24 protein-coding genes are annotated in these 23,681 nt (G+C 65.9%); 10 read left to right on the top strand and 14 right to left on the bottom strand.

The genetic code is table 11. The features are described 5' to 3' along the window. Nucleotides 1–20: 20 nt before the first annotated feature. The 4 genes from B5D37_RS04160 to B5D37_RS04145 all read right to left on the bottom strand — a co-directional run bounded on the left by B5D37_RS04160 (nucleotide 21) and on the right by B5D37_RS04145 (nucleotide 3,974). Nucleotides 21–326: a hypothetical protein gene (locus tag B5D37_RS04160; RefSeq protein WP_078757394.1), complete on the bottom strand. Its 306-nt coding sequence runs from the start codon at nucleotides 324–326 to the stop codon at nucleotides 21–23. A 2-nt stretch (nucleotides 327–328) separates the two neighbouring features. Then, nucleotides 329–1,582: a TolC family protein gene (locus tag B5D37_RS04155; RefSeq protein WP_159447334.1), complete on the bottom strand. Its 1,254-nt coding sequence runs from the start codon at nucleotides 1,580–1,582 to the stop codon at nucleotides 329–331. 69 nt (nucleotides 1,583–1,651) lie between these two features. Then, entirely contained in the window at nucleotides 1,652–2,053 is a 402-nt protein-coding gene (locus tag B5D37_RS04150; RefSeq protein ID WP_078757392.1) for a hypothetical protein, read from the bottom strand. 82 nt (nucleotides 2,054–2,135) lie between these two features. After that, on the bottom strand, nucleotides 2,136–3,974 hold the full coding sequence (locus tag B5D37_RS04145) for a SulP family inorganic anion transporter (protein ID WP_078757391.1): 1,839 nt from the start codon (nucleotides 3,972–3,974) through the stop codon (nucleotides 2,136–2,138). 86 nt (nucleotides 3,975–4,060) lie between these two features. On the opposite strand from B5D37_RS04145, the gene B5D37_RS04140 reads away from it, so the two are divergent. From B5D37_RS04140 to B5D37_RS04130, 3 genes are read left to right on the top strand one after another with little or no spacing between them, the layout of a single operon-like run. Further along, nucleotides 4,061–4,933: an MBL fold metallo-hydrolase gene (locus B5D37_RS04140; protein WP_078757390.1), complete on the top strand. Its 873-nt coding sequence runs from the start codon at nucleotides 4,061–4,063 to the stop codon at nucleotides 4,931–4,933. A gap of 8 nt (nucleotides 4,934–4,941) precedes the next feature. Continuing rightward, a complete protein-coding gene (locus tag B5D37_RS04135) occupies nucleotides 4,942–5,346 on the top strand; it encodes a YeeE/YedE family protein (RefSeq protein ID WP_078757389.1) in 405 nt (134 codons plus the stop codon). Nucleotides 5,347–5,348: 2 nt separating this feature from the next. Continuing rightward, entirely contained in the window at nucleotides 5,349–5,765 is a 417-nt protein-coding gene (locus B5D37_RS04130) for a DUF6691 family protein (RefSeq protein WP_078757388.1), read from the top strand. 57 nt (nucleotides 5,766–5,822) lie between these two features. On the opposite strand, the gene B5D37_RS04125 is transcribed toward B5D37_RS04130, so the two are convergent. Beyond that, the gene (locus B5D37_RS04125) at nucleotides 5,823–6,458 is read right to left on the bottom strand and encodes a class I SAM-dependent methyltransferase (protein WP_078757387.1); all 636 of its coding nucleotides are present in this window, start codon (nucleotides 6,456–6,458) and stop codon (nucleotides 5,823–5,825) included. Nucleotides 6,459–6,592: 134 nt separating this feature from the next. On the opposite strand from B5D37_RS04125, the gene B5D37_RS04120 reads away from it, so the two are divergent. Beyond that, nucleotides 6,593–7,627, top strand: a complete 1,035-nt coding sequence (locus tag B5D37_RS04120) for an NADP-dependent oxidoreductase (RefSeq protein WP_078757386.1) — start codon at nucleotides 6,593–6,595, stop codon at nucleotides 7,625–7,627. Between the two features lie 228 nt (nucleotides 7,628–7,855). Here the strand turns inward: B5D37_RS04120 and B5D37_RS04115 are convergent, their stop codons facing one another. Next, complete coding sequence (locus B5D37_RS04115; RefSeq protein WP_078757385.1) at nucleotides 7,856–8,191, bottom strand: hypothetical protein; 336 nt, start codon at nucleotides 8,189–8,191, stop codon at nucleotides 7,856–7,858. Nucleotides 8,192–8,193: 2 nt separating this feature from the next. Next, entirely contained in the window at nucleotides 8,194–9,639 is a 1,446-nt protein-coding gene (locus tag B5D37_RS04110) for an amidohydrolase family protein (RefSeq protein WP_143814114.1), read from the bottom strand. Nucleotides 9,640–9,806: 167 nt separating this feature from the next. Here B5D37_RS04110 and B5D37_RS04105 point away from each other — a divergent pair, with 167 nt between their 5' ends. Together B5D37_RS04105 and B5D37_RS04100 are read left to right on the top strand one after the other, a co-directional pair. After that, complete coding sequence (locus tag B5D37_RS04105) at nucleotides 9,807–10,295, top strand: RNA polymerase sigma factor (RefSeq protein ID WP_078757383.1); 489 nt, start codon at nucleotides 9,807–9,809, stop codon at nucleotides 10,293–10,295. After that, nucleotides 10,292–10,855, top strand: a complete 564-nt coding sequence (locus tag B5D37_RS04100) for a hypothetical protein (protein ID WP_078757382.1) — start codon at nucleotides 10,292–10,294, stop codon at nucleotides 10,853–10,855. The genes B5D37_RS04105 and B5D37_RS04100 overlap by 4 nt, the downstream gene beginning before the upstream one ends. On the opposite strand, the gene arsB is transcribed toward B5D37_RS04100, so the two are convergent. The 7 genes from arsB to B5D37_RS04065 all read right to left on the bottom strand — a co-directional run bounded on the left by arsB (nucleotide 10,842) and on the right by B5D37_RS04065 (nucleotide 18,435). Beyond that, nucleotides 10,842–11,933 (bottom strand): ACR3 family arsenite efflux transporter, encoded by a 1,092-nt coding sequence (gene arsB / locus B5D37_RS04095; protein ID WP_078757381.1) that lies wholly within the window; start codon nucleotides 11,931–11,933, stop codon nucleotides 10,842–10,844. The genes B5D37_RS04100 and arsB overlap by 14 nt on opposite strands. Nucleotides 11,934–11,947: 14 nt before the next feature. Further along, nucleotides 11,948–12,478 (bottom strand): cytochrome b, encoded by a 531-nt coding sequence (locus B5D37_RS04090; RefSeq protein ID WP_078757380.1) that lies wholly within the window; start codon nucleotides 12,476–12,478, stop codon nucleotides 11,948–11,950. After that, entirely contained in the window at nucleotides 12,475–13,578 is a 1,104-nt protein-coding gene (locus tag B5D37_RS04085; RefSeq protein ID WP_078757379.1) for a catalase family peroxidase, read from the bottom strand. The genes B5D37_RS04090 and B5D37_RS04085 overlap by 4 nt, the downstream gene beginning before the upstream one ends. 376 nt (nucleotides 13,579–13,954) lie before the next feature. Beyond that, complete coding sequence (locus tag B5D37_RS04080) at nucleotides 13,955–15,466, bottom strand: CsgG/HfaB family protein (protein ID WP_078757378.1); 1,512 nt, start codon at nucleotides 15,464–15,466, stop codon at nucleotides 13,955–13,957. 3 nt (nucleotides 15,467–15,469) lie between these two features. Then, nucleotides 15,470–16,105, bottom strand: coding sequence for a hypothetical protein (locus B5D37_RS04075; protein WP_078757377.1), 636 nt, complete (start codon nucleotides 16,103–16,105; stop codon nucleotides 15,470–15,472). 30 nt (nucleotides 16,106–16,135) lie between these two features. Beyond that, on the bottom strand, nucleotides 16,136–17,278 hold the full coding sequence (locus tag B5D37_RS04070; RefSeq protein WP_234987688.1) for a hypothetical protein: 1,143 nt from the start codon (nucleotides 17,276–17,278) through the stop codon (nucleotides 16,136–16,138). After that, the gene (locus B5D37_RS04065) at nucleotides 17,269–18,435 is read right to left on the bottom strand and encodes a hypothetical protein (protein ID WP_143814113.1); all 1,167 of its coding nucleotides are present in this window, start codon (nucleotides 18,433–18,435) and stop codon (nucleotides 17,269–17,271) included. The genes B5D37_RS04070 and B5D37_RS04065 overlap by 10 nt, the downstream gene beginning before the upstream one ends. A gap of 412 nt (nucleotides 18,436–18,847) precedes the next feature. Here B5D37_RS04065 and B5D37_RS04060 point away from each other — a divergent pair, with 412 nt between their 5' ends. Genes B5D37_RS04060 through B5D37_RS04045 form a run of 4 tightly spaced genes read left to right on the top strand, consistent with a single transcriptional unit; the run spans nucleotide 18,848 to nucleotide 23,666 of the window. Next, the gene (locus tag B5D37_RS04060; RefSeq protein WP_078757375.1) at nucleotides 18,848–20,695 is read left to right on the top strand and encodes a type I restriction-modification system subunit M; all 1,848 of its coding nucleotides are present in this window, start codon (nucleotides 18,848–18,850) and stop codon (nucleotides 20,693–20,695) included. Further along, a complete protein-coding gene (locus B5D37_RS04055; protein WP_078757374.1) occupies nucleotides 20,692–22,032 on the top strand; it encodes a restriction endonuclease subunit S in 1,341 nt (446 codons plus the stop codon). Before B5D37_RS04060 ends, B5D37_RS04055 begins: the two co-directional genes overlap by 4 nt. After that, nucleotides 22,029–22,787 (top strand): hypothetical protein, encoded by a 759-nt coding sequence (locus B5D37_RS04050; RefSeq protein WP_078757373.1) that lies wholly within the window; start codon nucleotides 22,029–22,031, stop codon nucleotides 22,785–22,787. The genes B5D37_RS04055 and B5D37_RS04050 overlap by 4 nt, the downstream gene beginning before the upstream one ends. Nucleotides 22,788–22,802: 15 nt before the next feature. Then, on the top strand, nucleotides 22,803–23,666 hold the full coding sequence (locus tag B5D37_RS04045; protein WP_078757372.1) for a GIY-YIG nuclease family protein: 864 nt from the start codon (nucleotides 22,803–22,805) through the stop codon (nucleotides 23,664–23,666). Nucleotides 23,667–23,681 lie beyond the last annotated feature (15 nt).

Here is a 23,681-nt window from a genome sequence, read left to right as displayed (position 1 = left end):
TTCCGGGCGGGACGGATGGATCAATGGCTGTGGTCGGCGTCGTCGCCGTGCGGATGGTCACCTTCCTCTTCGGCGTGGTCCTCGCCGGTGGGGTGGCTGCCGTCGGCGTTGTGCGCGTGGTGATCCTCTGCCGCCGCATCGGCCTCGATGGCCACCGGGGCTTCGTCGCCATACACGGCTTCGGTCTGTGCCGCGGCTTCGGCGGTGGCTGCGGCATCGGCCTGCGGCGTGGCGTCGGTCGGCGTGGTGTCGCTGTTGCATGCAGCCAACAGCAGGGCGACGGCGATGGCGGTGGCGGTGGCGGTGGCGGTGATGCTGATCTTCATGGTCACTCCTTCAGGTGGGTGGGGTTGGGAACGTCGGGGTCGAGGGGGCTCAACAGCTGGAGCTCGAGTAGCGCTTCGAGTGCACGCGACTGCTGGTCCAACGCCTGCTGGATGACATCAGTTTCGGCCTGGTGGGCGTCGAGCAGGCCGACCAGATCGAGCTCGCCTTCGGCGAAGCTGTTGCGGGCGATCGTGGTAAGCCGCGCGGCTTCGGGTACCGCGAATCGCAACAGCGTCCGCGCCGATTCCGAAAGTTGAGCGGCCTCGGCGAGGGCGGCAGCGCGGCGGCCCTCGGTCTGAAGCAAGGCGCGCTGGTATCGGGCTTCGGCCAACTGGGAATCGGCGGCGGCGCGGGCGCGTGCCGCCTGGTTGCGGTCGAACAGGGGCAGCGGCACACCCAGCTCGACGATCATGACGTTGTCGCTGATGCCGGCTTCCTCCACCCGCTTGGTCCCCACGCCAATGTTGAGCGGCAGGGCCAGCCGGCGTTCGGCGCGTGCCTGCGCTGCGGCGTGTTCGCGCCGTGCCTGAAGCACCTCGAGTTCTGCTGATCCGGTTTCGGCGGAAACAGTGGGGAGGGCGGGCAGCGGTGGCGTGGTGTCCAGCTCGGCGGTCAGTGCCGCCTTGCCGATCCAGCCGACAAGATGGGCGCGGGCGGCGCGGGCTTCTGTATCTGCCAGGGCGGCATCGGCCTCGGCCTGGGCGCTGGCCTGGGCGATGCGGCGGCTTTCGTAGCCGGACAGGTCCCCGGCCTGGTGGCGATGTCCGGCGATGTCCGCAAGCGTTGCCAGGCCGGTGGCACTCCGCTGCCAGGAATCCCTGAGCGTTTCGGCAGCGACGGCCCGGGAGTAGGCGCGAAGGACCTCGCCGCGCAGGCGCGCACGTTCGTAGCGGGCGGTCACCTCCGCCGCGCGGATGCCGAGTTCGGCCGCGTCGATGCGCAGTCCGCGGCGGCCCCCCAACTCGATCTCCTGCGAAAGCACCACGCTGGTTTCGCGTCCGTCGCCACCCGGCGCACTGCGGTCGCGCTCCTCCAACAGCTCCAGCTCGGGATTGGACCAGGTGCGCGCGGCCAAGACTTCGCTGCGGGCGTGTCCTACGCCGGCATCCAGCTCCTGTCGGACATGGGGTTGTGACAAAGCGAGCGCCACCGCCTCATCGGCGGTGATGCGCTGCTGGGCGTGGCCGGACAACGCCCAGCACGCAAGCGACAACGCCAACAGGCGTCGCGCCTTGCAACGATGTGGAGACAACACGGGTGACCCTCCGTCCGGATCAATCAGGCAGGTGCGCGGGCGCGGTCGCGGTGCGACCGGGGACAGCGGTCAGGCGATCGGTGGACGGAACGGGAGGTTTGGGGCGTCGTCGGGGAGGCAAAGCCGGTGGAGCTCCGGCAGCAAGGGCTCACAGAGCTCCACGCCGGACATCGCCATCGGCTCGTCGGGCATGGTTACCGTGAGGCTAGCCGCCTGGTGCATCAGGCCGTGCCCACCCGTGGCATGGTCGGGATCAGGATCGGCCACGTCATCGGAATGGTCGTGATGGTGGTGGCCATCGGGTGTCGGGTGACCGTGCCCATGCCCGTCGTCACTGGCACCCATCGCGGCATGCTCGAGGCCGTGAAGTTCGCCTACGGCCGCGAGGGTCGGGCTGACGACCATGGCCAGTACCATCAGCACGAGCAGGGCAGTGCGCAGGCGGCGGCGGTGGCGACGGAGGGCGTGCATGGCCGTCGTAGCCTACTTGCTCCACGCCAGGATCGGCAAACCGACGCGGATTCGGCCTTGGGAGTGCAGTGGGACCGCGGGGTCACTGGTCCGTGGCAGCTTTACCCTCTTTCGTGGCGCCGGCACCCGTAGGCGGGGGCTGTGCGGCCGGCACGTCATCATCTGCGCGCCGGGTCGTCTCGCAGTCCAGCGCAGCCATGGCCTGGTGCTGGCTCAGGAAGACGCGGCCGCTGAGGTGGTCGAGGAAGTGCGAGCGCTGCAGCCGGTCGAAGACCGGGCCTTTGACTTCTGTCAGGTGGAACCGCACGCCGGCCTGTAGGAGCCGTTCGTTGATCACTTCGAGACTGGCCAGTGCGCTGGCGTCGATGTAATTGACCGCCGGACACATCAACACCACGTCACGGATCTCCGGTCGCCGGGCGATCTCGTCGTACAGCCGGTCCTCCAGGTAACGCGCATTGGCGAAGTACAGGCTTTCATCGACACGTACGGACAACACGTGGGCGCTGGTCAGTACGGTGTGGCGCTCGATGTTGCGGAAGTGTTCCGTGCCGGGGACCTGCCCGACAACCGCGATGTGCGGCCGGCTGGTGCGCCACAGGTACAGGGCGATGGACAGCAGCACGCCTGCGACGATGCCTGCTTCCACGCCCACCGCGAGCACGACCAGGATCGTGACGGCCATGGCCGAGAAGTCGCTGCGGGAGTAGCGCCAGGTGTGGCGGACCGTGCCCAGGTCGACCAGTGACAGCACCGCGACGATGATCGTTGCAGCCAGTGCGGCCTGGGGCAGGTTGCGGAACAGCGGCGTGAACAACAACGCGACCAGTGCGATGCCGGCGGCAGTGAAGACACCGGCCAGCTGGGTACGGGCACCGGCGTCGAAGTTGACGACGGAGCGCGCGAAGCCCCCGGTGACCGGATAGCCGCCGGTGAGCGCGGCCGCGACGTTGGCCGAGCCCAGGCCGACCAGCTCCTGGTTCGCATCGATGCGCTCGCGCCGCTTGGCCGCCAGCGTCTGGGAGACGGAGATCGACTCCACGAACCCGACCAGGCTGATCAGCACGGCCGCGGGCAGCAGTTGCGTCCACAGGCCCGCATCAAAGCGGGGGAAGGACAGCGGCGGCAGGCCCGCAGGCACCGCACCCACCACGCGGACGCCACCCTGGGCCAGGTCCCACGCCGCCACTGCCAGCGTGGTGGCGATGATGGCGACCACGGGGCCGGCCTTGGTTGCGAAGTCCGCCGCGCGCACGGGCATGCCAATGCGCAGCAGCAGCGGCTTGAGGCCCTTGCGGACCCAGAACAGGAAGGCGGTCGCGAACAGGCCGATCAGCACGGTTGGAACGTTTGCGGCGGGCAGTGCCCCGACCAGCGCGGGCACCAGCTCGACCAGGGTGTCGCCTTCCAGCCGGATGCCGAGGATGTGCTTGAGCTGGCTCGCCGCGATCAGCACGGCCGAGCCAGTGATGAAGCCGGAGATCACCGGGTGGCTGAGGAACGTCGCCAGGAACCCGAGCCGCAGCACCGCCATGCCCAGCAACACCAGACCCGACAGCAGCGCGAGCACCAGCGCCGCCTCGACATAGCCGGCCGTGCCCGTGGCCGCGATGTCGCCCACCGCTGCGGCGGTCATCAGCGACACCACGGCGACTGGCCCGACCGAGAGCGTGCGGCTGGTGCCGAATGCGGCGTACGCGATGAGGGGCGCGATGCTTGCGTACAGCCCGACCTGAGGGGGCAGCCCGGCGAGCATCGCGTAGGCGAGGCTCTGGGGGATCAGCATCAGCGTGACCACCAGCGCCGCGAACAGATCCTGGCCAAGCGTCGCGCGCCCATAACCGAGCAGCCAGGTGGCGGCTGGCAGCCAGCGCTCAAGGTGGAACAGGTGCTGGGATCCGGGTGTCCTGGGTGTCGTCATGGCAGCCGCAGCGTGGAGGGTGGTTGACAAGTAATTTCCGTGTAGCTAATTTAGTCATTACTAAAGTGAAAAGCAAGGAGCCGCCCATGAACCCTCAGGTCCAGAGCTTCTACGATCCAGCGACGTTCACCTTCACCTACGTGGTCTACGACCGCGATGGCGGCCGGGCTGCGGTTGTCGATCCCGTGCTCGACTACGATTCCGCCTCGGCGCGCACATCGACCGCATCGGCGGATCGCGTGCTTGCGTTCGTGCGCGAACATGCGCTGACGGTGGACTGGATCCTCGAAACACACGCGCATGCCGACCACCTCACCGCGGCCGCACACCTCAAGCGGGAGACCGGTGCGAAGGTGGCGATCGGTCGTGGCATCACCCAGGTGCAGGAGCGCTTCAAGACCCTGTTCGGCCTGGAGCCGGAGTTCCCGACCGATGGCCGCCAGTTCGACCGGCTGTTCGCCGACGGCGACACGTTCACCATCGGCGGGCTCGAAGCGCGGGCGATCGCGACGCCCGGCCATACCGACGACAGCCTGACCTACCTGGTGGGCGATGCGGCTTTCGTGGGCGACACCGTGTTCGCCCCGGATACGGGCACCGCCCGGGTGGACTTTCCCGGCGGTGATGCGCGCAAGCTGTACAGGTCGATCCGCACGCTGTTCGACCTGCCGGCCGACACCCGGCTGTTCCTGTGCCACGACTACCCACCGGACGACCGCGAGGCGCGCGCGCAGAGTTCGCTCGACGAACAGAAGCAGCGCAATGTGCATGTCGGAGGCGAGGCGGAGGAGGAAGCATTCGTGAAAATGAGGACGGAACGGGATGCCGGGCTTGCGGTGCCCAAGCTCATCCTGCCGGCATTGCAGGTGAATATCCGCGCGGGCGAGCTGCCGCCGCCGGACGCGAACGGCATCCGCTACCTGCGGCTGCCCATGAACCAGCTGGGAGGTGACGCGTGACCACGTGGATGATCGCCCTCGCGGGCGGCGTACTGATCGGCCTGTCTGCGACCCTGTTGCTGTGGTTGAACGGCCGGATCGCCGGTGTCAGCGGCATCCTCAACGGCGTTCTGTTCCCGAAGGCCGGCGATGTGTCCTGGCGGGCCATGTTCATGCTGGGCCTGATCGCGGCCGGCGGGCTGTACATGGCGTTGGTGCCGGGTGCACCGCTGCCGCGGACGGACTACTCGCGCGCGGGCCTGGTGGCCGCCGGGCTACTGGTGGGGTTCGGTACGCGCATGGGCAATGGCTGCACCAGCGGCCATGGCGTCTGCGGGCTCGGACGGCTGTCGATGCGTTCGCTTGCGGCGGTCCTGACATTCATGGCGACCGCAGTGGCGACCACGTTCGTCGTGCGGCACGTCTGGAGCTGATGATGAAAAAGTTCTCGTTTGCCGCCCTGCTGTCGGGCGCGCTGTTCGGACTGGGTCTTGCGATGTCCGGCATGACCGATCCCCGCCGCGTGCTGGGCTTCCTGGATGTGTTCGGCGAGTTCGACCCGACCCTGGCCTTCGTCCTCGGCGGTGCCGTGGCCACTACAACGCTTCTGTTCCGTTTCGTGCTGCGCCGTGGCAGCCCGGTGCTCGCCGACACCTTCCAGCTGTCGAACCTGAAGCACGTCGATGCCAGGCTGCTCGGTGGCGCCGCCCTGTTCGGGATCGGCTGGGGCATCGCCGGCTACTGCCCGGGCCCCGCGCTCGCCGGTCTGGGCATCGGCTCGACCGAAGCACTGTGGTTCGTGCCGGCCATGCTGGCTGGCATCCTGTTGCATCGCCTCGTCAATCGCGCCTGAGGCGATTGGCGCGGGGCGGAATGCGCGAAAAAGCGGAGCGCTTGGCCCGTCGAAGGATTACCCGGTCCGCTGCAGCAACGCGTACTCGAAAGCCTGCTCGTTGCCGTCCGGCGTGCGGTGGAGCTCCCGTCGGCAGTCCAGCAACTTGAAGCCTCGGCCCAACAACCGCGCGACGTCCTGCGCGGAGCGGCGGGCGACGTCCAATCCACTGCAGCGGACCGGGCCGTCGGGAGCGAACCCGCCGATGATGGCGTGTCCGCCGACCACCAGCGCGTGAGTGGCTTGGCGGACGTACGCCGCTACCTGCTCCTGCCGGGTAAGGAAGTGCAGCACGGCGCGGTCGTGCCAGTGGCTGTATTCGCCATCAGGTAGTGCCAGGCTCGTCACGTCCCCGGCCATCCACTGGACCGTGCGTGCCCGGGGCCCGAGCCGCGCGCGGGCGATGTCCAGCGCGGCCAAAGACAGATCCAGCACGGTGACCTGGTTCACGCCTCTCGCCAGGAGGTCGTCCACCAGCGTCGATGCGCCGCCACCCACGTCGATGATGCGACTGTCGGAGGAGAGGCCAGCCTGCTCAAGAAGCGCGAGCGACGTCTCCAGGTGCTCGCGGTGCCAACTGACAGAGTCACTGGCCTTCGTCCGGTAGACGTTTTCCCAGTGGACTTCGGCGTCGCGCGGTCCGTTCGTATGCATGGCGAAGCGCTTGAGGATTGGGGGGCATTCCGTGGTTGATACCACCACCAGCCGGCGTATCCTGGAAATCGCCCTCTGCTTGAGCTCACATGCCCGGGACTACGCTAGTCCTCGACTTATTAAGAGGCAACCCCATGTCTTCAAACGCAACCATGCAACGGGCGATCGTGCTGAACTCCCGCCCTGTAGGCGCACCCACGCCCGATAACTTCCGACTGCGCGAAACACCACTGCCCGAGCCAGCCGACGGAGAGCTGCTGCTGCGTACCCTGTATCTCTCACTTGACCCGTACATGCGTGGTCGAATGAGCGAGGCCAAGTCGTACGCCGAACCCATGGCTATCGGTGACGTGATGGTCGGTGGCACCGTGTCGCGGGTGCTGGTTTCCAGGCATCCGGACTTCAAGGAAGGCGACCTGGTGCTCGGCTTCAGCGGCTGGCGAGACCATGCCCTGTCTGATGGCACCGGCCTGAGCAAGCTGGACCGGAACATGCAGGCGCCGTCGCTCGCGCTTGGCGTGTTGGGCATGCCCGGCTTCACCGCCTACATGGGCCTTCTCGACATCGGGAAACCAGAAGCCGGTGAAACCGTGGTCGTGGCTGCGGCCAGCGGCGCGGTGGGCTCGGTGGTCGGCCAGATTGCCAAACTCAAGGGTTGTCGCAGCGTAGGAATCGCCGGGGGGGCGGAAAAATGTCGCTACGTGGTCGAGGAACTGGGCTTTGATGCCTGCATCGACCATCGGGGCGCAGACTTTGACGCCGAGTTGGCTGCTGCGTGCCCCGATGGCATCGACGTGTATTTCGAGAATGTCGGCGGCGCGGTGTTCGATGCGGTATTGCCGTTGCTCAATACCTCGGCGCGTGTGCCGGTATGTGGCCTCATTGCCAACTACAACGCCACCGAGCTTCCCGCCGGACCGGATCGCCTCGGCTTGCTCATGGGCAACATTTTGTCCAAGCGCATGCGTGTGCAGGGATTTATCATCTTTGATGATTACGGCGATCGCTACGGTGAATTCATTGAGCAGATGGGTCAATGGGTACAGGCCGGCAAGATCAAGTTCCGCGAAGACATCGCCGACGGTCTCGATCAGGCGCCACGTGCCTTCATCGGCATGTTCAATGGCAGCAATTTCGGCAAACTGGTGGTTCGTGTTGCCAGCGAATGACGCATGACGGGGTCACGGTTTTCGGGGCGCTGTACCAGCAGTGGGCGCCTTGGCCCTGCACCTGGCGACCCAGGCTGATGTCCACGATCTTCGCCGAGGTCGCCCGGGCATTCAGTGTCCGGCGACCTCGGTTCCGATCCCGCCCGCTGCGGCAGAACAAGCAGGCGACTTGATGGTCGGTCTTGGCCGGGAGCGGTCGTCGCCTGGCAGCGACCGCTCCGTCGTGGTTCAACGCATTCGCTGGCGGATTTGCTCCCATAGGCGCCGACGCGCTTGATAGGCGCTGACGCCAAGCAGCAGGGCGGCCACCCAGATGGTTCCCTCGGTGGTGACCGCGGCGAGGGTCGCCAGCACCAGCATCGTCGAGGTATCGACCTCCATCCCGATGCCGACAGCCAGCGCCACCCATGACAACACACACGCGGCGCCGGCCAGCTTGATCCACATCCACTTGCGCCGCACGGCCGGTTGCGACTCCGCCATCGCGGCGTTCTCCGGGCCGCTCTCTTCGCGCGTGCGAAGGTCTGCGGCAGGAAGGCTTCGGGCTTGTGCTTCGTGTTTCATGGTCATTCTCCCTTGAGTTGATCGAGCGTGGCGGTGGTGAGGAACTCGCCGTCGAGCACGACGGCATGGATGTCGCGGGTGTGCTGGATGTCGTCCAGCGGATTGGCGTCGAGCACCAGCAGGTCAGCCTCGTACGCGGGCGCGATCCGCCCGAGCCGATCGCCGGCGCCGAGTGCGTCGGCGGCATTGCGCGTTCCGGCCAGGAGCAGCCGCTCGTTGGGAACACCGGCCTCTGCCAGCAGTTGCATCTCGCGGTGCAGGCTGATGCCCGGGGCGATCCACGGGTTGCTCATGTCGGTGCCCAGGGTCATGCGTGCATCGGTGGCATACAGCCGCGCGGCCATGCGCTGCACCTTCGGCCAGACGTCGCGGGCACGCTGGAAGTCTTCGGGCTGCCAGCCGATGGCGAAGGTGAACCATTCGTTCCAGTGGGCCAGCAGCTTGGGATGGGCGTACCGGCGGGCGTCGTCCTTGTGGACGTTGTCCTGGTCCTGGACGAAGGCGGCATGGAAGGCGACGAGGGTGGCGTCGAACACCGGGCGGTGCCTCCGGTACGCCGCGACCAGCCCGTCCGCCTGCGGGCCTTCCGGGTCGAAGTGCTCCCACCACTCGAAGAACGAGTACGTACCGCCACGGGCGGTGGCCTGCCATGCCGCGCGCTGCTCCGGTGTCAGCAGGTCCGGGCTCACCGGCATCAGGTGGACGATGCCATCCAGCCCCATCTCCAGTGCGTCCGTCCAGGCGATGCTCTCGAGATGCGCGATGGCGGGGCGGCCGTGCCGGTGCGCAGCGTCGATACCGGCTTTCAGTAGTTCGGGGGACAGGCCGGTGTAGAGCTTGATCCAGTCGGCGCCAGACTCGACCTGTGCGCTTACCACCTGCTCCATTTCCTCGGCGCTGTGCACTGCGGTGGCCAGCCCGGGCAGCCCGGCGTTGTTGATGACCGGCCCGGCGTCGAAGCTTTCCGGACCGACCATCTCGCCGTTGGCCAGCCGCTGCTTGTAGCGGGCGGCCGCCTGCAGGTCCCCGGCCGGATTGCGCACGGTGGTGACGCCGAACGCGACCAGCCGCCTGGCGTTGTGCTCGGCGATGTCGTCATCGGGCAGGGCCTGCATCACAACCTCGCCGTGCTCCTGCTTGATCTCCATCGGCCCCAGCGTGAGGTGCGCGTGCATGTCGATCAGGCCGGGCATCAGATAGCGGCCCTCCAGATCGTTGGGGCGGGCACCGCGCAGGCAGGCGGGATCCCCGGCTGCGGTGATGGTGGCGATGGCGGCGCCTTCCACGCGTACACAGCGGAGCGCGCTGACGCGGTTGTCTTCGGCTTCGACGATGTGCACATTGTCGAGCGCCAACGGTGCGCCGCCGGATGGCGCATTGGCCAGTGCGGGGGGCGGTGCGCACAACGCCGCGGGAAGCAGCAGGCTTGCGAGAGTAGAACGTTGCATCAGGTGTGTCCTTTCCAGTGGGATCGCCCAATGAGTGGCGGCCAGCAGGGAATTTCTTACGCAAAAAAGAAAAATTGTTTCGATGTAAGAAATGCGCCGCCCGCTGCGACTGAGGGTTTGCTGGCCATCCCTTTGGTCGCCGATCGATCCACTCCACACACCACTGCATGCACCCACTCTGGCCACAGGTAAAAGCTTTCCATCCGCAGCTGTGGCGCGCGGTGTGCGGCTATGAACTCAACCCCGCCGTCCGCGAGGAGTTGCTGCAGGAGGTGTTGCTCGCCATCTGGGAGAGCCTCCCTCGGCTGCGCGAGGCGGACAGGCTGTTGCCGTTCGTGTTGCGCATCGCGCACAACCTGGGTGCCAGCCACGTGCGCGCGGAGACACGGATGGCGACACCTGTTCCGTTCGACGATGCGCTGCACGATGTCGCGGACCCGGCCACGGCCGATGCGTGCGCGCGTACCCAATGGCTGTTCGAGGCGCTGGCCACGCTGCCACTCAAGTTGCGGCAGGTACTGATGCTGCAGCTGGAAGGCTTCGACTACCAGGAGATCGCCGACATGCTGGGCATCAGTCCTGAGAACGTCGGCGTGCGCCTGCATCGCGCCCGAGATCGCCTGAAGTCCCTGTCAAAAGAAGAGGGCATCCAATGAATTTCGATGATCTGTTGAAAGATGCCTGGCAGGGCCAGGCGCAAGCCCCGGTCCAGCAGGACCTGACCCGCCGCGTGCGCCGGCGCCAGTTGCGGCTGCGCCTGCTGCGCACGCTGGAAGTGGCGCTAACGGTCATCGCCGTGCTGGTGTTCGGCCAGGCGCTGCTCAGTGGCCGGGTCGATCCCGCGCACTGGCTGTTGATGCCGTTCTTCCTGGCGTTCCTGCCGATGGCGTGGATCTTCGTCCTGCGCTCGCCGCGGCGGCATGCGGCCGACGCCACCGGCAGCGCCAGCACCTATGCACGGGTCCGGCTTGCGCAGCTGCGCACCGGCCTGCGCGACCTGTGGCTGGCGCGGACCACGGCGTGGGTGCTGCTGGCGTATGCGCTGGTGGTAAATGTTGGCGTCTGGCTGCTGGCCGGCGCGGCGTGGCGCGAGGCGGGGCTGGCCCTGCTGGTCATGGCCGTCGCGTCCCTGGGGGTGACCCTCTGGCTGAGCCGTACGCTGCGCCAGCGGTGGCTTCGGGAGTACCGTTCGGTCCGGCGGCTTACCGGCGGCTGACGGCGCACGAGGCCACGGTGGCCGGCGCGGCCGGGAACCAGCGCGCCGTGCGATTGGCAAAGGCCACGAGCGACAGCATCACCGGCACCTCGACCAGGACGCCGACGACGGTGACCAGCGCCGCGCCCGAGTTGAGGCCGAACAGGCCGATGGCCACCGCGACCGCCAGCTCGAAGAAGTTGGAGGTGCCGATCAGGGCGCAGGGCGCCGCCACGTTGAAGGGTACTTTCCAGAGCTTCGCCGCCCCGTAGGCCAGGGCGAACATGCCGTAGGACTGGATCAGCAGCGGCACCGCGATCAGTGCGATCAGCAACGGCTGGTCGAGGATGCCCCGCCCCTGGAACCCGAACAGCAGGACAACCGTTCCCAGCAGCCCAAGGATCGACAACGGCTTGATGCGGCCAGTGAAGCGCGAGACCGCGGCATCGGCCTGCGCCGGATCCGCGGCATTGCGGCTGAGATGCCTTCGGGTGATGACGCCTGCGATCAACGGAATCAACACATACAACCCAACGGACAGGATCAGCGTGGCCCAGGGCACCTGGATGTCGGTCACCCCCAACAACAGGGCCACGATCGGTGCGAACGCGAAGATCATGATCACGTCGTTGAGCGCCACCTGCGCCAGCGTGTAGGCGGCGTCCCCCCGGGTCAGTTGCGACCAGACGAACACCATGGCGGTGCACGGTGCAGCGCCGAGCAGGATCAGCCCTGCGATGTACTGGCCGGCGTTCGCGGGATCGATCAGGTCGACGAAGAAGTAGTGGAAGAACAGTACGCCCAGTCCAGCCATCGTGAACGGCTTGACCAGCCAGTTCACCACCAGCGTGATGATCAAGCCCTTCGGGCGTTCGTGGATGCGCCTCAGGCTGGAGAAGTCCACCGAGACCATCATGGGATAGACCATGAACCAGATCAGGATCGCGACGATGAAGTTGACCGAGCCGTACTCGAACGCCGCCAGTGTCTGGAACAGGCCCGGCGCCAGGTTGCCCAAGGCGATGCCGGTAGCGATGCAGGCCGCGACCCACAGACTCAGGTAGCGCTCGAAGAAGCCAATAGGGGACGCGGTGCTCACACTTTCTCTCTTCTCTACTGTTTGCGTGCCATCGCCTCGAACACGCCATCGCGGCGCACCCAGGCGTGGTACAGCGCCGCCGCGAGGTGCAGCAGGATCACCGCGAACAGGGTGTAGCCGAGCAGGCCATGGGCGCCGCGGAGCCACGCGTAGAGGGTGGGATCATGCGGCACCAGGGCCGGCAATTGCAGCGCACCGACCATCTGCACCGGATAACCGCCTGCCGAAAGCATCGTCCAGCCCAGCAGCGGCATCGCGAACATCAGTCCGTACAGCACCCAGTGCGAAGCCTTGGCGGCGAAAGCCTGCAGCCGGGGCATGTCCGCCGGCAGTGGCGGGGGCGGACTGCGCCAGCGGTTGGCCAGCCGGATCACCGCCAGCACCAGGATCAACGCACCCAGCGGGCGGTGCAGATCGACCAGCACCGGGCGTAGCGTCACCGACGCGACCATCCCGACACCGATGAAGAGCATCGCCAGGATCAGCACGGCCATCCCCCAATGCAGCAGCCGCGCGAGACCATCGAAGTGACCGTGGCGGTTCATGGCTGGGCCTCCGGCGCGGTGTCGGTGGGCTTCGGGGGTGTCAGGCCCTGTGCGGTCTCGCGTTCGCGACGGTTGAACGACACTGCGTAGGCGGCAGCGCGTGCGGCCAGGATCGGATCATCCGACAGGGCGATGCCTTCCGGCACGATGGTCGGGTCGTAGTTCACGTCCCGGCATGGCCCCGTCTCCTGCGACTGGCTGTTTTCGAGCACCACCACCCCGACCACGTGGCGCGGGCGATCCTCGGGCCACGGCTGTGAGGGGTCGGCCACCGGATCGCCCGGGCCCGCCTCGGTCACGACCATGTCCCACCGCAGGGGCCCGTCCTGCAGCCGCGTCTCGAGATCACTGGCGAGGTAATCGGGTTCGGCCTGCTGGCGCTCCACTTCGCCCAGTGGTTCGAACGGCGCCTGCGGCTCCATCGACCAGCGCACGAAACGTGATCCACCGTCGGCATCCTCGAAGCGGAACGCGTTGATGCCGTTGTAGGTGGTGTTGGCCCAGCTGCTCGACCATGGCGCCGACTTCGCCCAGGCCTGGAACCGCGCGGCCTCCGGATGCTCGGCCAGGAACGCCGCCATCTTCTCCGGGTCCGGCTTGCCCGTGGCCGGATCGGGGCGCGATGCCAGCATCTGGTGGTGGAAACCCTCCAGCGAGGACACCGCGAAGAACGGGAAGCTGTTCATCGCCATCCGCCACTCCTGCCCATCGTCGGCCGTGAGCACCAGCGCCATGCTGCGCACGCGCGCCTGCGCCTCCGCTCCGTGCGGATCGCCACCGCCAATCGACATCCGCCCCTGGACCCGCGTGCGCGGCTGGCTGAAGACGCTGGCGCGCGACAGCGCCCGGGCCTGCGCGGTCGGCTCGAAATAGCCCGCGACGCAGACCCCCTTGCTGTGCGCGCGACGGAAGCCGGGATTCAGCCCGCCGACCTCGATATCGTCGACCAGGCGCGGGGCCGTCAGGCGCGTCCCAATCCAGCCGGCGGCCCACGCGAAGGCAGTGGCGAGCACGGCCACGATGGCGGCGATGGCGACGAATGCAGGCCAGCGGGATGGCGGCCGCGGGGGCGTGGGGGGTGCGGGGGGCAGGGTGGACATGGGGGGCTCCGGGAGTGCGGAGACCGTAGCAGGGCATCTGGCAGCAATGCGTGTTCCGGTAGCTGCGGCAGGCGTTCAAGAAGCGGTCGGGTTGGCCGAGCCGCTACATGGGGGCGCCCGAATCACTGGCCTGCGAGATCAACGCGACACATATCTACGGAGCGGGCGCCAAGCACAGAGACACCGCCAGCAGTGATATCGACCTGGTGATCCGATCGGGAGGGACGAAGCCCATGCCTTCTGCCTGGCTGCACCGGCGGGATATGCGGGCGTAGCTGCTGGGGAAGGTACTCCGCAGGTAGCTCGCGACTACCCGCCCTTAAGGAAGAACGCCCCGCCAACCTGGCGGGGCAAGTACAAAGTGAATCCGCTGCGACTACCAGTCGCTGTCTTCCTGAGCAGCCGGCACTGTGGGTTGGGCCACCGGCGAGGAACTGGCTCTCCGCATGGGCGCAGCGGCCGCATCAGCTACTGCCGGTGGAGACTCGGGGGCAGAAGTTGCAGCCTTCGCCAAGCCACGCAGCTCGACCATGCCAGGGCTGAAGCTCGAGAGACTCGCAGGTACGTTTCCTTCGATGGTGCCGTAGGACGTTTGACCAGCGACCCGGTCCACCATGATCACGCAACACGGGATTTCCATGCGGCCCAAGGACCGGCCGGTTTGCGGATCCGACAGCTCCTGCCCCAGAACTACGGCTTCATACCGTTCGCCAACCGCCAAGCTCTGGCCTCCCTGGCTGAGCACCACCTGGTCGCCCATCAGTGCGATCACCGACACCGGGAAGATCTCGGCGACGATGGTTTTGGTCATCTGACCAGACAGGGAGCTCATCATCTCTGTTGCCAAACCGACGCCGTCAATGCTCCTGGGCAGAGTACTCGCGCCCGTTGCAGGCAACTCGTGCGAGAACGTTTCCGACAGCACCACTTCACCGGTTGTCGCATTGATCAGGCGCAACGAAATCCGCCCACCACCCGCATAAGACACCAGCTCCCGGTCAGACATACGCAGTTTGCGACTGGAGCGTGGATAGGCGAAGCGTTCGATCGTGGGCACAAGGATGAGATCCGTAGCCAACCGCTGACCAAGTCGAGCGACTTCTTCTTTACGGGCGTTGCCTGAATTGATGAAGTCCACTTCATCCTGCAGTTCATCGCCAAACTCACGATCCAGTACCTGGAACCGGTCCGTCTGGGTCAGGGCATCGGACAGCCGCCCACGGATCTCGGCGGCGACGGATGACGCGTCGATGTGTCCGTCACCCACCTGGTACCGGGCCGAACCGACCCGGGGAGCAGTGATCGCGATCGATGGACGGCCGTCGTCCTTCGGGCCCACGAACTTCGCGACCTCCGCCTTGACCCGCACCTTCCAGTAGCGGCTCATGCCGCGCTCCGTTTCACTCACCTCGAGTTTGTCGCCGAACCAGCCGCCAAGGCTCGCAGCGGCATTGAATTCCCGCTCGTAGTCGACCCGCTCGATTTCCTCGCTCGAGACAACGGAGAAACTGCGGACCGCCCCATCGGAGGAAGAGACCACGACGTCGGCGTAGGCGTCGGAATCCACGCCCAGTGAGCCAAGGCCGTCCACGCGGATGTCCACCCCCGCCGATAGCGCCGCGGATGAGGATGAAACACGGCGTCCATTGACCTGCGCAATCGCCTGGTCGAGGCCACGCAATGCGGCGATGTTCGGTGTGGGGCCGACCCCCTCCGCCTCGACGGTGACCGCTTCCACGCCCCCGAAATCGGGGTTGTCACGGAAGGTTGGTGCAGCGGTTTCCGCAGGCACTGCTCCATCAGGCGCATCTGGTTCTTCCTGCTGCTGACACGCGGATGTCACAGTCAGCATCAGCGCGGTCGTGCTGGCGATGATCAGCCGGCGCATGGGTCAGAGCCCGTCGAGGGCGGCGGTGGCGTTCTCGGGCGCCTCGATGTTGTTGCGCTTCGCATATGCAAGGAGCGAGCGGGTCGTGGTGCCTAGGTTCTTGACGTAGCCCGGGATCTCCTTGCCCACGTACAGGGCGCTGCGTGCCTGGCCGATCAGCATCAAGGGATTGGAGGTGGCCGAACTGGTGAAGGCGGACGCTTCGCCCACCAGGTGGCGGGCACCCGCAAGTGCGGCCAGGTAGCCGACGAGCCCTTCGGTAAACTTTGCACGCGCCTCGACAGACAGCTCCGGCTGGTCCTCCATTGCCTGGTCGATCGCTGCCTGCATGGCTTCCGAGTACTCGCGGGTCTTCTTCATTGCGTCATGGTCCAGTTGGCCCGACGCCATCGCCTGCTGGGTCGCCTGCGCTTCGGCCAATTGATCCTTCAGTCCCAGTGCCTCGCCGAGGGTGCTCTGCGCGTTGATCAGCAGCGCCTGCGACTGGCTGAAACTGACGATGAGCGAATCCGCGCTGGGTGCGGCAGCCGCCTGGGCCGGGTCGGCATTCTTGCCGAACAACTTGCCCAGCTGTGCGTGGGCGGGCAGGGAGGCGGACGCAGCCAGGATCACGGTGAGCGCGGTGGCAATCTTCTTCATGTGGATCTCCTTCGTAGTTGGATGTGGCAGTTAGTGCACCGCGCGGACGTTCAACTCATCCACCATGGTCTGTGCTGTTCTTTCAGCGGCAATGCTCAAGGCGTTGGTACGGGCTTCCATTTCGCTGCGGCCGAGCCCTGCGAATTGCACAGGCCCCACCGATGAGATGGTCCGGGGGAAGCGGCCGCGCACATCCAGGACCTTTCCAGTCACCGTCACGTACACGCGGACGTTCCCACTGACCGGGTCGGTGTCACGCATGCCGACATCCAGCGTGCCGAAGGCCAGGTAGGGAATGCCGGCAGTACGAACGCCGGCAACGGTGGATCGCAGCACCTCCGGTGACAGGTCGTCGCCGGCACTGAAGTCACTCCGTACCCGCTCGACGCTCAACTGGCCACCACTTTCGGCTTCGACGTATTCGGCTTCGACCATTTCGTAGCCAGCGCCGCTGAATACCCCGGTCATTGCCGTGTTGATCTCGCCCGCGTTCGTGACCTTCCAGGCGACGTTGTCGGCGCGCTGGGTGACGCTGCCACCGGTTTCCGTTGTCACGGAGCTGCTCGCGTTGCTCGAAGCCTGTTGCGTGATCGACCCCGAGGTGCCGATGCTGCCGCCGCCGATGCTTTCGCCTTCGCGGGTGCGTTCACTGAAGCTGCCGCTGGCATCGCCGGAGGCTTTCACGTCAGCGCGGTGATAATCGCGCGCCCGGAAGGTCTGGACGCTGTCCTGCATGCGCGCCACGAACAACGCAGTGACGAGTGAGCGATCGCCCATGGATGCAGTGGCGGTGGCGGAACCGGCGTCAAGCTCGGCCCGGAGAAGCGTCGCATTGACCTCGGCCCTGACCACCACCGTGTAGGTGTTCGCCTTCTTGTCTTCCGATTCATTGAGAACGGTCGAGCCCAGGACGAACTGGTCGAGCCGGGCCCCGAACTCCTCCCTACGGCTCGCAAATACCTTGGCCTTGGCCACCCATGTTTCAGCAACATGCGATTCGAGCGCGGAGAGCGTGGCCCGGCGCATTGCCTCCTGCCGCTCATCCGGGCTCAGCCGGCCGCTGTAGGACACGGTGGCCATCCCCTTGCTGCTTACCACCTGTGCAAGGGCGGGTAACGCGCATAGGGCAGCCAGCACGCATACCGCGATGCGCAGGCGAAATGTCATCTGCATTGGTCGATCAACTCCTTCAGTGATTTCAGTTGCTTGTTGAACAGGCGGCCGCCGGGCTGCTCGCGGGCCCAGTCGTTGTTTTCCCCCGCCGAAGCCACCGCCAGGGAAGACAGGCCGGCAAGCAAGGTTTCGTAGTAGGCGGCGCCGGTGTCCACCCGGTCCTGCGAGGCCGGAATGGTCTTGGTGGCGCCCTGTCGCAGTGGCTGGTCGAAAAAGACCTGCGCCGACAGCGGCTCCTCCACCCGGACATCGAAGAAGGCGCCGTAGAGCTGCTGCCGGAAGGCGGGCGTCTGCTTGAGCGTCTTCTCGCGGAAGTCGCTGATTTCAAGTGCAATGGTGTAGTCGGCGTCGGGTATCGAGAGGTTGTAGACCGAGCCGTCCGCGAACCGGGCCGACATCGCACCGGCAATTGCCTGGCCGGACTGGTATGGCAACAGCGGCAATCGAAGCCTTGCGGCGAGGATCTTGCTGAACTCGTGACCGATGAGGTCGCCATCGACGCTGGCTGGAAGACGCTGTGCCAGTGCGTCCGGCAGGTGGACGCTCGTGATCTGCAAGCGCCGGGCCGAAGCGGAAGGCAGCGTCAGGCCGGCGAGTTCCTCCGCCAGTGCCAACGGCAAGCCCGAGGCGCGCCCGTCGAACAGAATGTCGTGGGCGATCTGCTGCTTCCGGGCCTCGCTGGGAGGCTCGGGTAGCAGCTCTATCCGCTGCAGTGTGAGCGGGTATGAAAAGAGTACCTGGCGCTCCTCGAAGTCAAAGAAGAGCGCTTGCCCGGCCAGTTCAAACAACAGCTTGTACTGGCCGGCGAGCGGTTCGACCACCACCGTTTCACGGTCGATGGCGACAGCCATTGCTACGGCACTGCCGGTGCCGTCGAGGCTTGCGAGAGTGCCGGCTTCCACCATGAAGTTGGCAGGAGGACGGTCGGAGAGCGCCTGCAGAAGCTGTGCGTTGAGTGCGAGATCCCCTCGGGAGGAAATCGCAGCCTGGGTGTAAGGAGCCCTCGTGCCGGCCTGGTCAGCAGCGCCCGTATAGGCGATGCCTGCGAAATGCACGGTCGGCTTGCCGCCCTGTGCGGCAGCGATGCCAGCGAACCCGAGAAACAACAGCCCGCAGCAAGCCATGCGCGGCCAGCTGGCCGCGAATCGTGGATTCATCAATTTCCCCCTGTTGCCCGCCGAGCACGGTGGGCGGCGAAAACTGTATAGGAGTTTTCGCTTGCATCACATAGCTTTTTAGGGCAGGTGTGCGGGCTGGTTGCGGCAGGAAGTGCCGTGATCAGCCAGTACTGCGGATGCCGGGACCCGGCCCGTTCTGTCGTTAACGAGCCCGGAGGCTGACAACACGGGGGCGGCAAGGCTGGTTTGACGTGAATTAGAGAAGTTAGCCCTGCTCTGTAATTTGCCTAATGCCCTCATAGGCTCGATTCGCAGGACGTCGAGGTCGACGATGTTTGACAGCTTCATGCGGGCGGATCATGCCGGGGGACGACTGGCGGACCGGGTAACGGGGTGGAGTTACCTCGTATGATCTGACGTGAAGCATGTCTGCCAGATCACCCCGGGGCCCATGAACCAAACCTCCCTCTCCAGCTTCATCTGGTCGGTTGCCGACCTCCTGCGTGGCAACTACAAACCGCACGAGTACGGCCGCTTCATCCTGCCGTTCACGGTGCTGCGCCGCCTGGATTGCGTACTGGCGCCCAACAAGGACAAGGTGCTCGCCGAGTTCAAGAAGAAGACTGACGCCGGCATCAACCCCGACCCGTTCCTGCGACGCATGGTCGGCGACGCGCGCTTCTACAACACTTCGCCGATGGACCTGCCCAAGCTGCTGGGCGATCAGGACCACATCCGCCAGAACCTCTACGCCTACGTGCAGGGCTTCTCGCCGGAGGCGCGAGACATCTTTGAGCGGTTCGACTTCTACACCCAAGTCGAGCGGCTGGCCAAGGACAAGCTGCTGTACCTGGTCACCGAGAAGTTCGCCAACATCGACCTGCACCCGGACCGCGTGGACAACGCGCAGATGGGGCACGTGTTCGAGGAGCTGATCCGCAAGTTCGCCGAGCTGTCCAACGAGACCGCCGGCGAGCACTTCACCCCGCGTGAAGTCATCCGGCTGATGGTCAACCTGATCTTCATCGAGGATGACGACGTGCTGACGCCCGGCAGCGCCGTGGTGCGCACCATCTACGATCCAACGGCCGGCACAGGCGGCATGTTGTCGGTGGCCGCCGAGCACCTTATGGAGCACAACCCGGCAGCGCGGCTCACCCTGTACGGGCAGGAGCTCAACGACGAGTCCTACGCCATCTGCAAGGCCGATATGCTGATCCGCGGGCAGGACGTGGACAACATCGTGCCTGGCAACACGCTCAGCGAGGACGGCTTCACCCACCGCAAGTTCGACTACATGCTGTCCAACCCGCCGTTCGGCGTGGAGTGGAAGAAGGTGCAGAAGGCCGTGCGCGACGAGCACGAGCAGAAGGGCTTCGATGGCCGCTTCGGCCCCGGCCTGCCGCGCGTGTCAGACGGCTCGATGCTGTTCCTGCTGCACCTGGTGTCGAAGATGGCGCCGGTGGTCAACGGGGAGGGCGGCAGCCGCTTCGGCATCGTGCTCAACGGCTCGCCGCTGTTTACGGGTGGCGCCGGCAGCGGCGAGAGCGAGATCCGCCGCTACCTGCTGGAGAGCGACCTGGTCGAGGCCATCATCGGCCTGCCGACCGACATGTTCTACAACACCGGTATCGCCACCTACGTGTGGATCGTCAGCAACAAGAAGCCCGAGGACCGCCGCGGGCAGGTGCAGCTGATCGACGCCAGCGACTTCTGGCGCAAGATGCGCAAGAGCCTGGGCAGCAAGCGCAAGGAGATGGGCGAGGACGACATTGCCCTCGTCACCCGGCTGTTTGGCGACTTCACCGAGGCCGAGCGCGTCACCCTGCTGGATGCTGACGGCCGCGAGGTGGAGCAGCGCATCGTCACTGGCACCGACAGCCCGCCGGTGGCGCCCGAGGGCGGCAAGCTGAAACGCGTGCCGATCTCCCGCATTTTCGACAACGAAGCCTTCGGCTACACCACCATCACCGTCGAGCGCCCGCTGCGCGACGAGGCCGGCAACGTCGTCAAGTTCGAGAAGGGTAAGCAGAAGGGCCAGCCGCAGCCCGACAGCAGCCTGCGCGATACCGAGAACGTGCCGCTGGGCGAGGACATCAAGGCGTACTTCGAGCGCGAGGTGCTGCCGCACGCGCCGGATGCGTGGATCGACGAGGGCAAGACCAAGGTTGGCTACGAGATCCCGTTCAACCGCCACTTCTACGTGTTCGAGCCGCCGCGCGCGCTGGAGGAGATCGACGCCGAGCTGAAGCAGGTGGCCGGCAACATCATGCGGATGCTGGGGGAGCTGGCGGAATGAGTCTGCCGAGGTATCCGGAGTACAAGGACAGTGGTGTTGAATGGATAGGAGATATCCCATCCCACTGGGCGGCCACCCCGATCAGCATGCTGGCAACGTTGAACGATGAGACGCTCCCGGAATCCACCGACGCGGAGCTAGAGATCGAGTACGTCGATATCGGAAGCGTGAGCCTCACCGGAGGGATTGAACGCAGCGAAGCCCTGACGTTTTCCAATGCACCGTCGCGGGCACGGCGTATTGTTCGCGATGGTGACGTGCTGGTATCGACAGTTCGAACGTATCTCAAGGCGATTGCCCCGGTGGTTTCGCCAGCGCCGAACCTCATCGCCTCCACAGGTTTTGCGGTGGTGCGCCCAAAATCGGGCCAGTACTCCGGGTATTTAAAGTACGGACTTCAATGCGAAGCATTCGTTCACCAGGTCATCGCGCGATCTACTGGGGTCAGCTATCCAGCGATCAACGCTTCTGATCTTGCTCGCATCCCCCTGTGGACTCCTTCGTTCGGAGAGCAACATGCGATAGCAAGTTTTCTCGACCGCGAAACCGCCAAGATCGACGCACTGATCGCCGAGCAGGAAAAGCTGCTGGCACTGCTGGCCGAAAAGCGCCAGGCCACCATCTCCCGCGCCGTCACCCGCGGCCTCGACGCCAACGCCCCCATGATGGAATCCGGCACCCCGTGGCTGGGCAGGGTGCCGGCGCATTGGGAGGTGAGGCCGTTGAAGAAGGTGATCGCGAGCGCCAAGGCTGGTCCGTTCGGATCAGCACTCACGAAAGACATGTACTGCGCTAGTGGCTATCGCGTCTACGGGCAGGAGCAGGTAATTCCTGCAGATTTCACGCTGGGCGATTATTTCATCGGCAGTGAGAAGTACTCAGAGCTTCAGCAGTATGCCGTCACACCAGGCGATATCTTGATCAGCTGCGTTGGGACATTCGGAAAAGTCGCCATCGTTCCAGAAGGGATTCATCCCGGCGTGATCAATCCTCGCCTCATTCGTTTACGTTCGAGGTCGCATGTCCTGGCTGAGTTCTTGGTTACGGTCCTCCGTAGCAACATTGTGTTCGAGCAATTCTCGCTGCTCAGTCGTGGCGGGACGATGGACGTGATCAACATCGGCACGCTGAATGGGATTCAAATTGCTGTGCCGCCGCTTTCTGAGCAAGGGGCCGTCTGTGACTTCGTGGTCGCAGAATGCGCAAGGATTGATCGGCTTGGGGCAGAAGCGAAGCGGTCGGCGAGTTTGTTGCGGGAGCGCCGAACCGCCCTGATCGCTGCTGCCGTCACCGGCCAGATTGACGTGCGCGGTGCAGTGGAGGCGGAGGCGGCGTGACCGATCCTTGGCTCCGCGATGTCCTCGCAGTGTTCCGCGCACTGGCCGACCCCAGGCTTGAAAGCGCGATCCCGCGGCCGACAACCGGACCACTCGAACAGGCCTGCGCCCATTGGGGCGCGCTGCACTACACGCTGTCCAGCCTGCTGGGGTGGGCCGATGTTGGCCGCGGCCTTGCGTGGTGGTACGCCGCCGGCCAGCCGGTGGGCGATTCACCCGTGCTGGCGCTCGTGCAACGGGTGTGGGGCGCCGATGACCTCATCGACTACTACGCCGCGTGGTCCTGGTTGCCGCTGGGTGTGGGCTACGAGTTGCCGCAGTCCGCCTTGATCGGCGGCGGCCCCTCGCCTACCTGGCTCGCCCGGCATTCTCGCTGGCCGGACGAGGACTGGTGGCGCAGCTTCGCCCGGCGCGGTCAGGTCCACCACCACGACCCGTTCTACGGCGGCAGCGATCCGCTGCACCTGTCTATCCATCACGGCCCACCCACCGCCGAGCCGTCGGGGAATCCGTTGGTGCACCTGATCCCGGAACAGCGCCGCGCTGTGCTGGTCACGGAGCGGTTGGACCACTGGCTGTCCGACCTGCGCGCGCTCGAAGCCCGCCTGCCGCCGCTGGGCGACCGCTCATGGCGCGTCGAGGTGTTTGATCGCCGCACCGGCTATCTGGGTGAATACCGCCGAAGCCGCGTCACCGGCCGCTGGTTCACCGGCAGGCACGCCATCCACATGCGCGGCCACGACGCGCACGACTGACCGCAGGGAACGCCCATGCCCCATCCGCAAACCATACAGATCTTCCTCCCCGCCGGCGACCCGCAGGGCATCCGCATCGCCGAGATCACCACGCGCATCGTCCGCGTCATCGAGGTGCCGCGCAGTCTGCTGAGCGACTTCCTGAAGATGCCGGAGGCCGAACAGGTCGGCGTGTACTTCCTGTTCGGCGAGGATGAGGACGGCGGCGCCCAGCGCTGCTATATCGGCCAGACCGGCTCGCTCAAGACCCGCCTGTCGCAGCACAACTCGGGCAAAGATTTCTGGAACCGCGCCCTCATCGCGGTGTCGCTGACCAACAGCCTTACCAATACCCATGCGAGCTACCTGGAGTGGCTGTCCATCCAGCAGGCGCAGTCGGCTGGGCGCTACGTGATGGACAACGGCAACGCCGGTGGCCGCCCCTATACCCCTGCGCCGATGGAAGCCGACTGCAGCGAGATACACGCCACCGTGCGCACGCTGCTGGCCACGCTGGGCTTCCCGGTGTTCGAGCCTTTGGCGCGCGCTGAGGTTGTGCAGCGAGGCGACGAGGTCTTCGTGTGCCGTGCCTCGGACGCGGACGCGAGAGGCCTCTATACCGAGGAAGGGTTCGTGGTGTTGGCTGGGTCAAGTGGTCGTCTCGAGACCGTGCCCTCGTTCCAGAACCACGGCTATCACCGAGTGCGCGAGCAGCTGGTCGAGCAAGGTGTACTGGTCATTGAAGGCGACCGCATCCGCTTTGCACGGGATCACCTGTTTCAATCGCCCAGCGGTGCGGCCGCATGCGTGACGGGACGCACCGCGAACGGTTGGATTGAGTGGAAGGATGGCAACGGCCGGACGCTCGGCGAGCGTAAAACGGCGGTGGCAGAGACATGAAGCACACAGGCTGCA

The sequence above is a fragment of the Lysobacter spongiicola DSM 21749 genome (assembly GCF_900167055.1).
Lineage (GTDB): Bacteria > Pseudomonadota > Gammaproteobacteria > Xanthomonadales > Xanthomonadaceae > Novilysobacter > Novilysobacter spongiicola.
Note: the sequence above shows the minus strand (reverse complement) of the source record. Positions and strands in the feature narration are given on the sequence as shown.

Excerpts from the sequence above, each read along its gene's own strand:
- B5D37_RS04075 (WP_078757377.1), bottom strand. The coding sequence starts at position 16,105 with ATGAAGAAGATTGCCACCGCGCTCACCGTGATCCTGGCTGCGTCCGCC.
- B5D37_RS04060 (WP_078757375.1), top strand. The coding sequence starts at position 18,848 with ATGAACCAAACCTCCCTCTCCAGCTTCATCTGGTCGGTTGCCGACCTC.
- B5D37_RS04125 (WP_078757387.1), bottom strand. The coding sequence starts at position 6,458 with ATGCATACGAACGGACCGCGCGACGCCGAAGTCCACTGGGAAAACGTC.
- B5D37_RS04145 (WP_078757391.1), bottom strand. The coding sequence starts at position 3,974 with ATGACGACACCCAGGACACCCGGATCCCAGCACCTGTTCCACCTTGAG.
- B5D37_RS04160 (WP_078757394.1), bottom strand. The coding sequence starts at position 326 with ATGAAGATCAGCATCACCGCCACCGCCACCGCCACCGCCATCGCCGTC.
- B5D37_RS04080 (WP_078757378.1), bottom strand. The coding sequence starts at position 15,466 with ATGCGCCGGCTGATCATCGCCAGCACGACCGCGCTGATGCTGACTGTG.
- B5D37_RS04090 (WP_078757380.1), bottom strand. The coding sequence starts at position 12,478 with ATGAACCGCCACGGTCACTTCGATGGTCTCGCGCGGCTGCTGCATTGG.
- B5D37_RS04140 (WP_078757390.1), top strand. The coding sequence starts at position 4,061 with ATGAACCCTCAGGTCCAGAGCTTCTACGATCCAGCGACGTTCACCTTC.
- B5D37_RS04130 (WP_078757388.1), top strand. The coding sequence starts at position 5,349 with ATGAAAAAGTTCTCGTTTGCCGCCCTGCTGTCGGGCGCGCTGTTCGGA.
- B5D37_RS04135 (WP_078757389.1), top strand. The coding sequence starts at position 4,942 with ATGATCGCCCTCGCGGGCGGCGTACTGATCGGCCTGTCTGCGACCCTG.
- B5D37_RS04110 (WP_143814114.1), bottom strand. The coding sequence starts at position 9,639 with ATGCAACGTTCTACTCTCGCAAGCCTGCTGCTTCCCGCGGCGTTGTGC.
- B5D37_RS04065 (WP_143814113.1), bottom strand. The coding sequence starts at position 18,435 with ATGAATCCACGATTCGCGGCCAGCTGGCCGCGCATGGCTTGCTGCGGG.
- B5D37_RS04045 (WP_078757372.1), top strand. The coding sequence starts at position 22,803 with ATGCCCCATCCGCAAACCATACAGATCTTCCTCCCCGCCGGCGACCCG.
- B5D37_RS04115 (WP_078757385.1), bottom strand. The coding sequence starts at position 8,191 with ATGAAACACGAAGCACAAGCCCGAAGCCTTCCTGCCGCAGACCTTCGC.
- B5D37_RS04150 (WP_078757392.1), bottom strand. The coding sequence starts at position 2,053 with ATGCACGCCCTCCGTCGCCACCGCCGCCGCCTGCGCACTGCCCTGCTC.
- B5D37_RS04085 (WP_078757379.1), bottom strand. The coding sequence starts at position 13,578 with ATGTCCACCCTGCCCCCCGCACCCCCCACGCCCCCGCGGCCGCCATCC.
- B5D37_RS04055 (WP_078757374.1), top strand. The coding sequence starts at position 20,692 with ATGAGTCTGCCGAGGTATCCGGAGTACAAGGACAGTGGTGTTGAATGG.
- B5D37_RS04100 (WP_078757382.1), top strand. The coding sequence starts at position 10,292 with ATGAATTTCGATGATCTGTTGAAAGATGCCTGGCAGGGCCAGGCGCAA.
- B5D37_RS04105 (WP_078757383.1), top strand. The coding sequence starts at position 9,807 with ATGCACCCACTCTGGCCACAGGTAAAAGCTTTCCATCCGCAGCTGTGG.
- B5D37_RS04070 (WP_234987688.1), bottom strand. The coding sequence starts at position 17,278 with ATGCAGATGACATTTCGCCTGCGCATCGCGGTATGCGTGCTGGCTGCC.
- B5D37_RS04120 (WP_078757386.1), top strand. The coding sequence starts at position 6,593 with ATGTCTTCAAACGCAACCATGCAACGGGCGATCGTGCTGAACTCCCGC.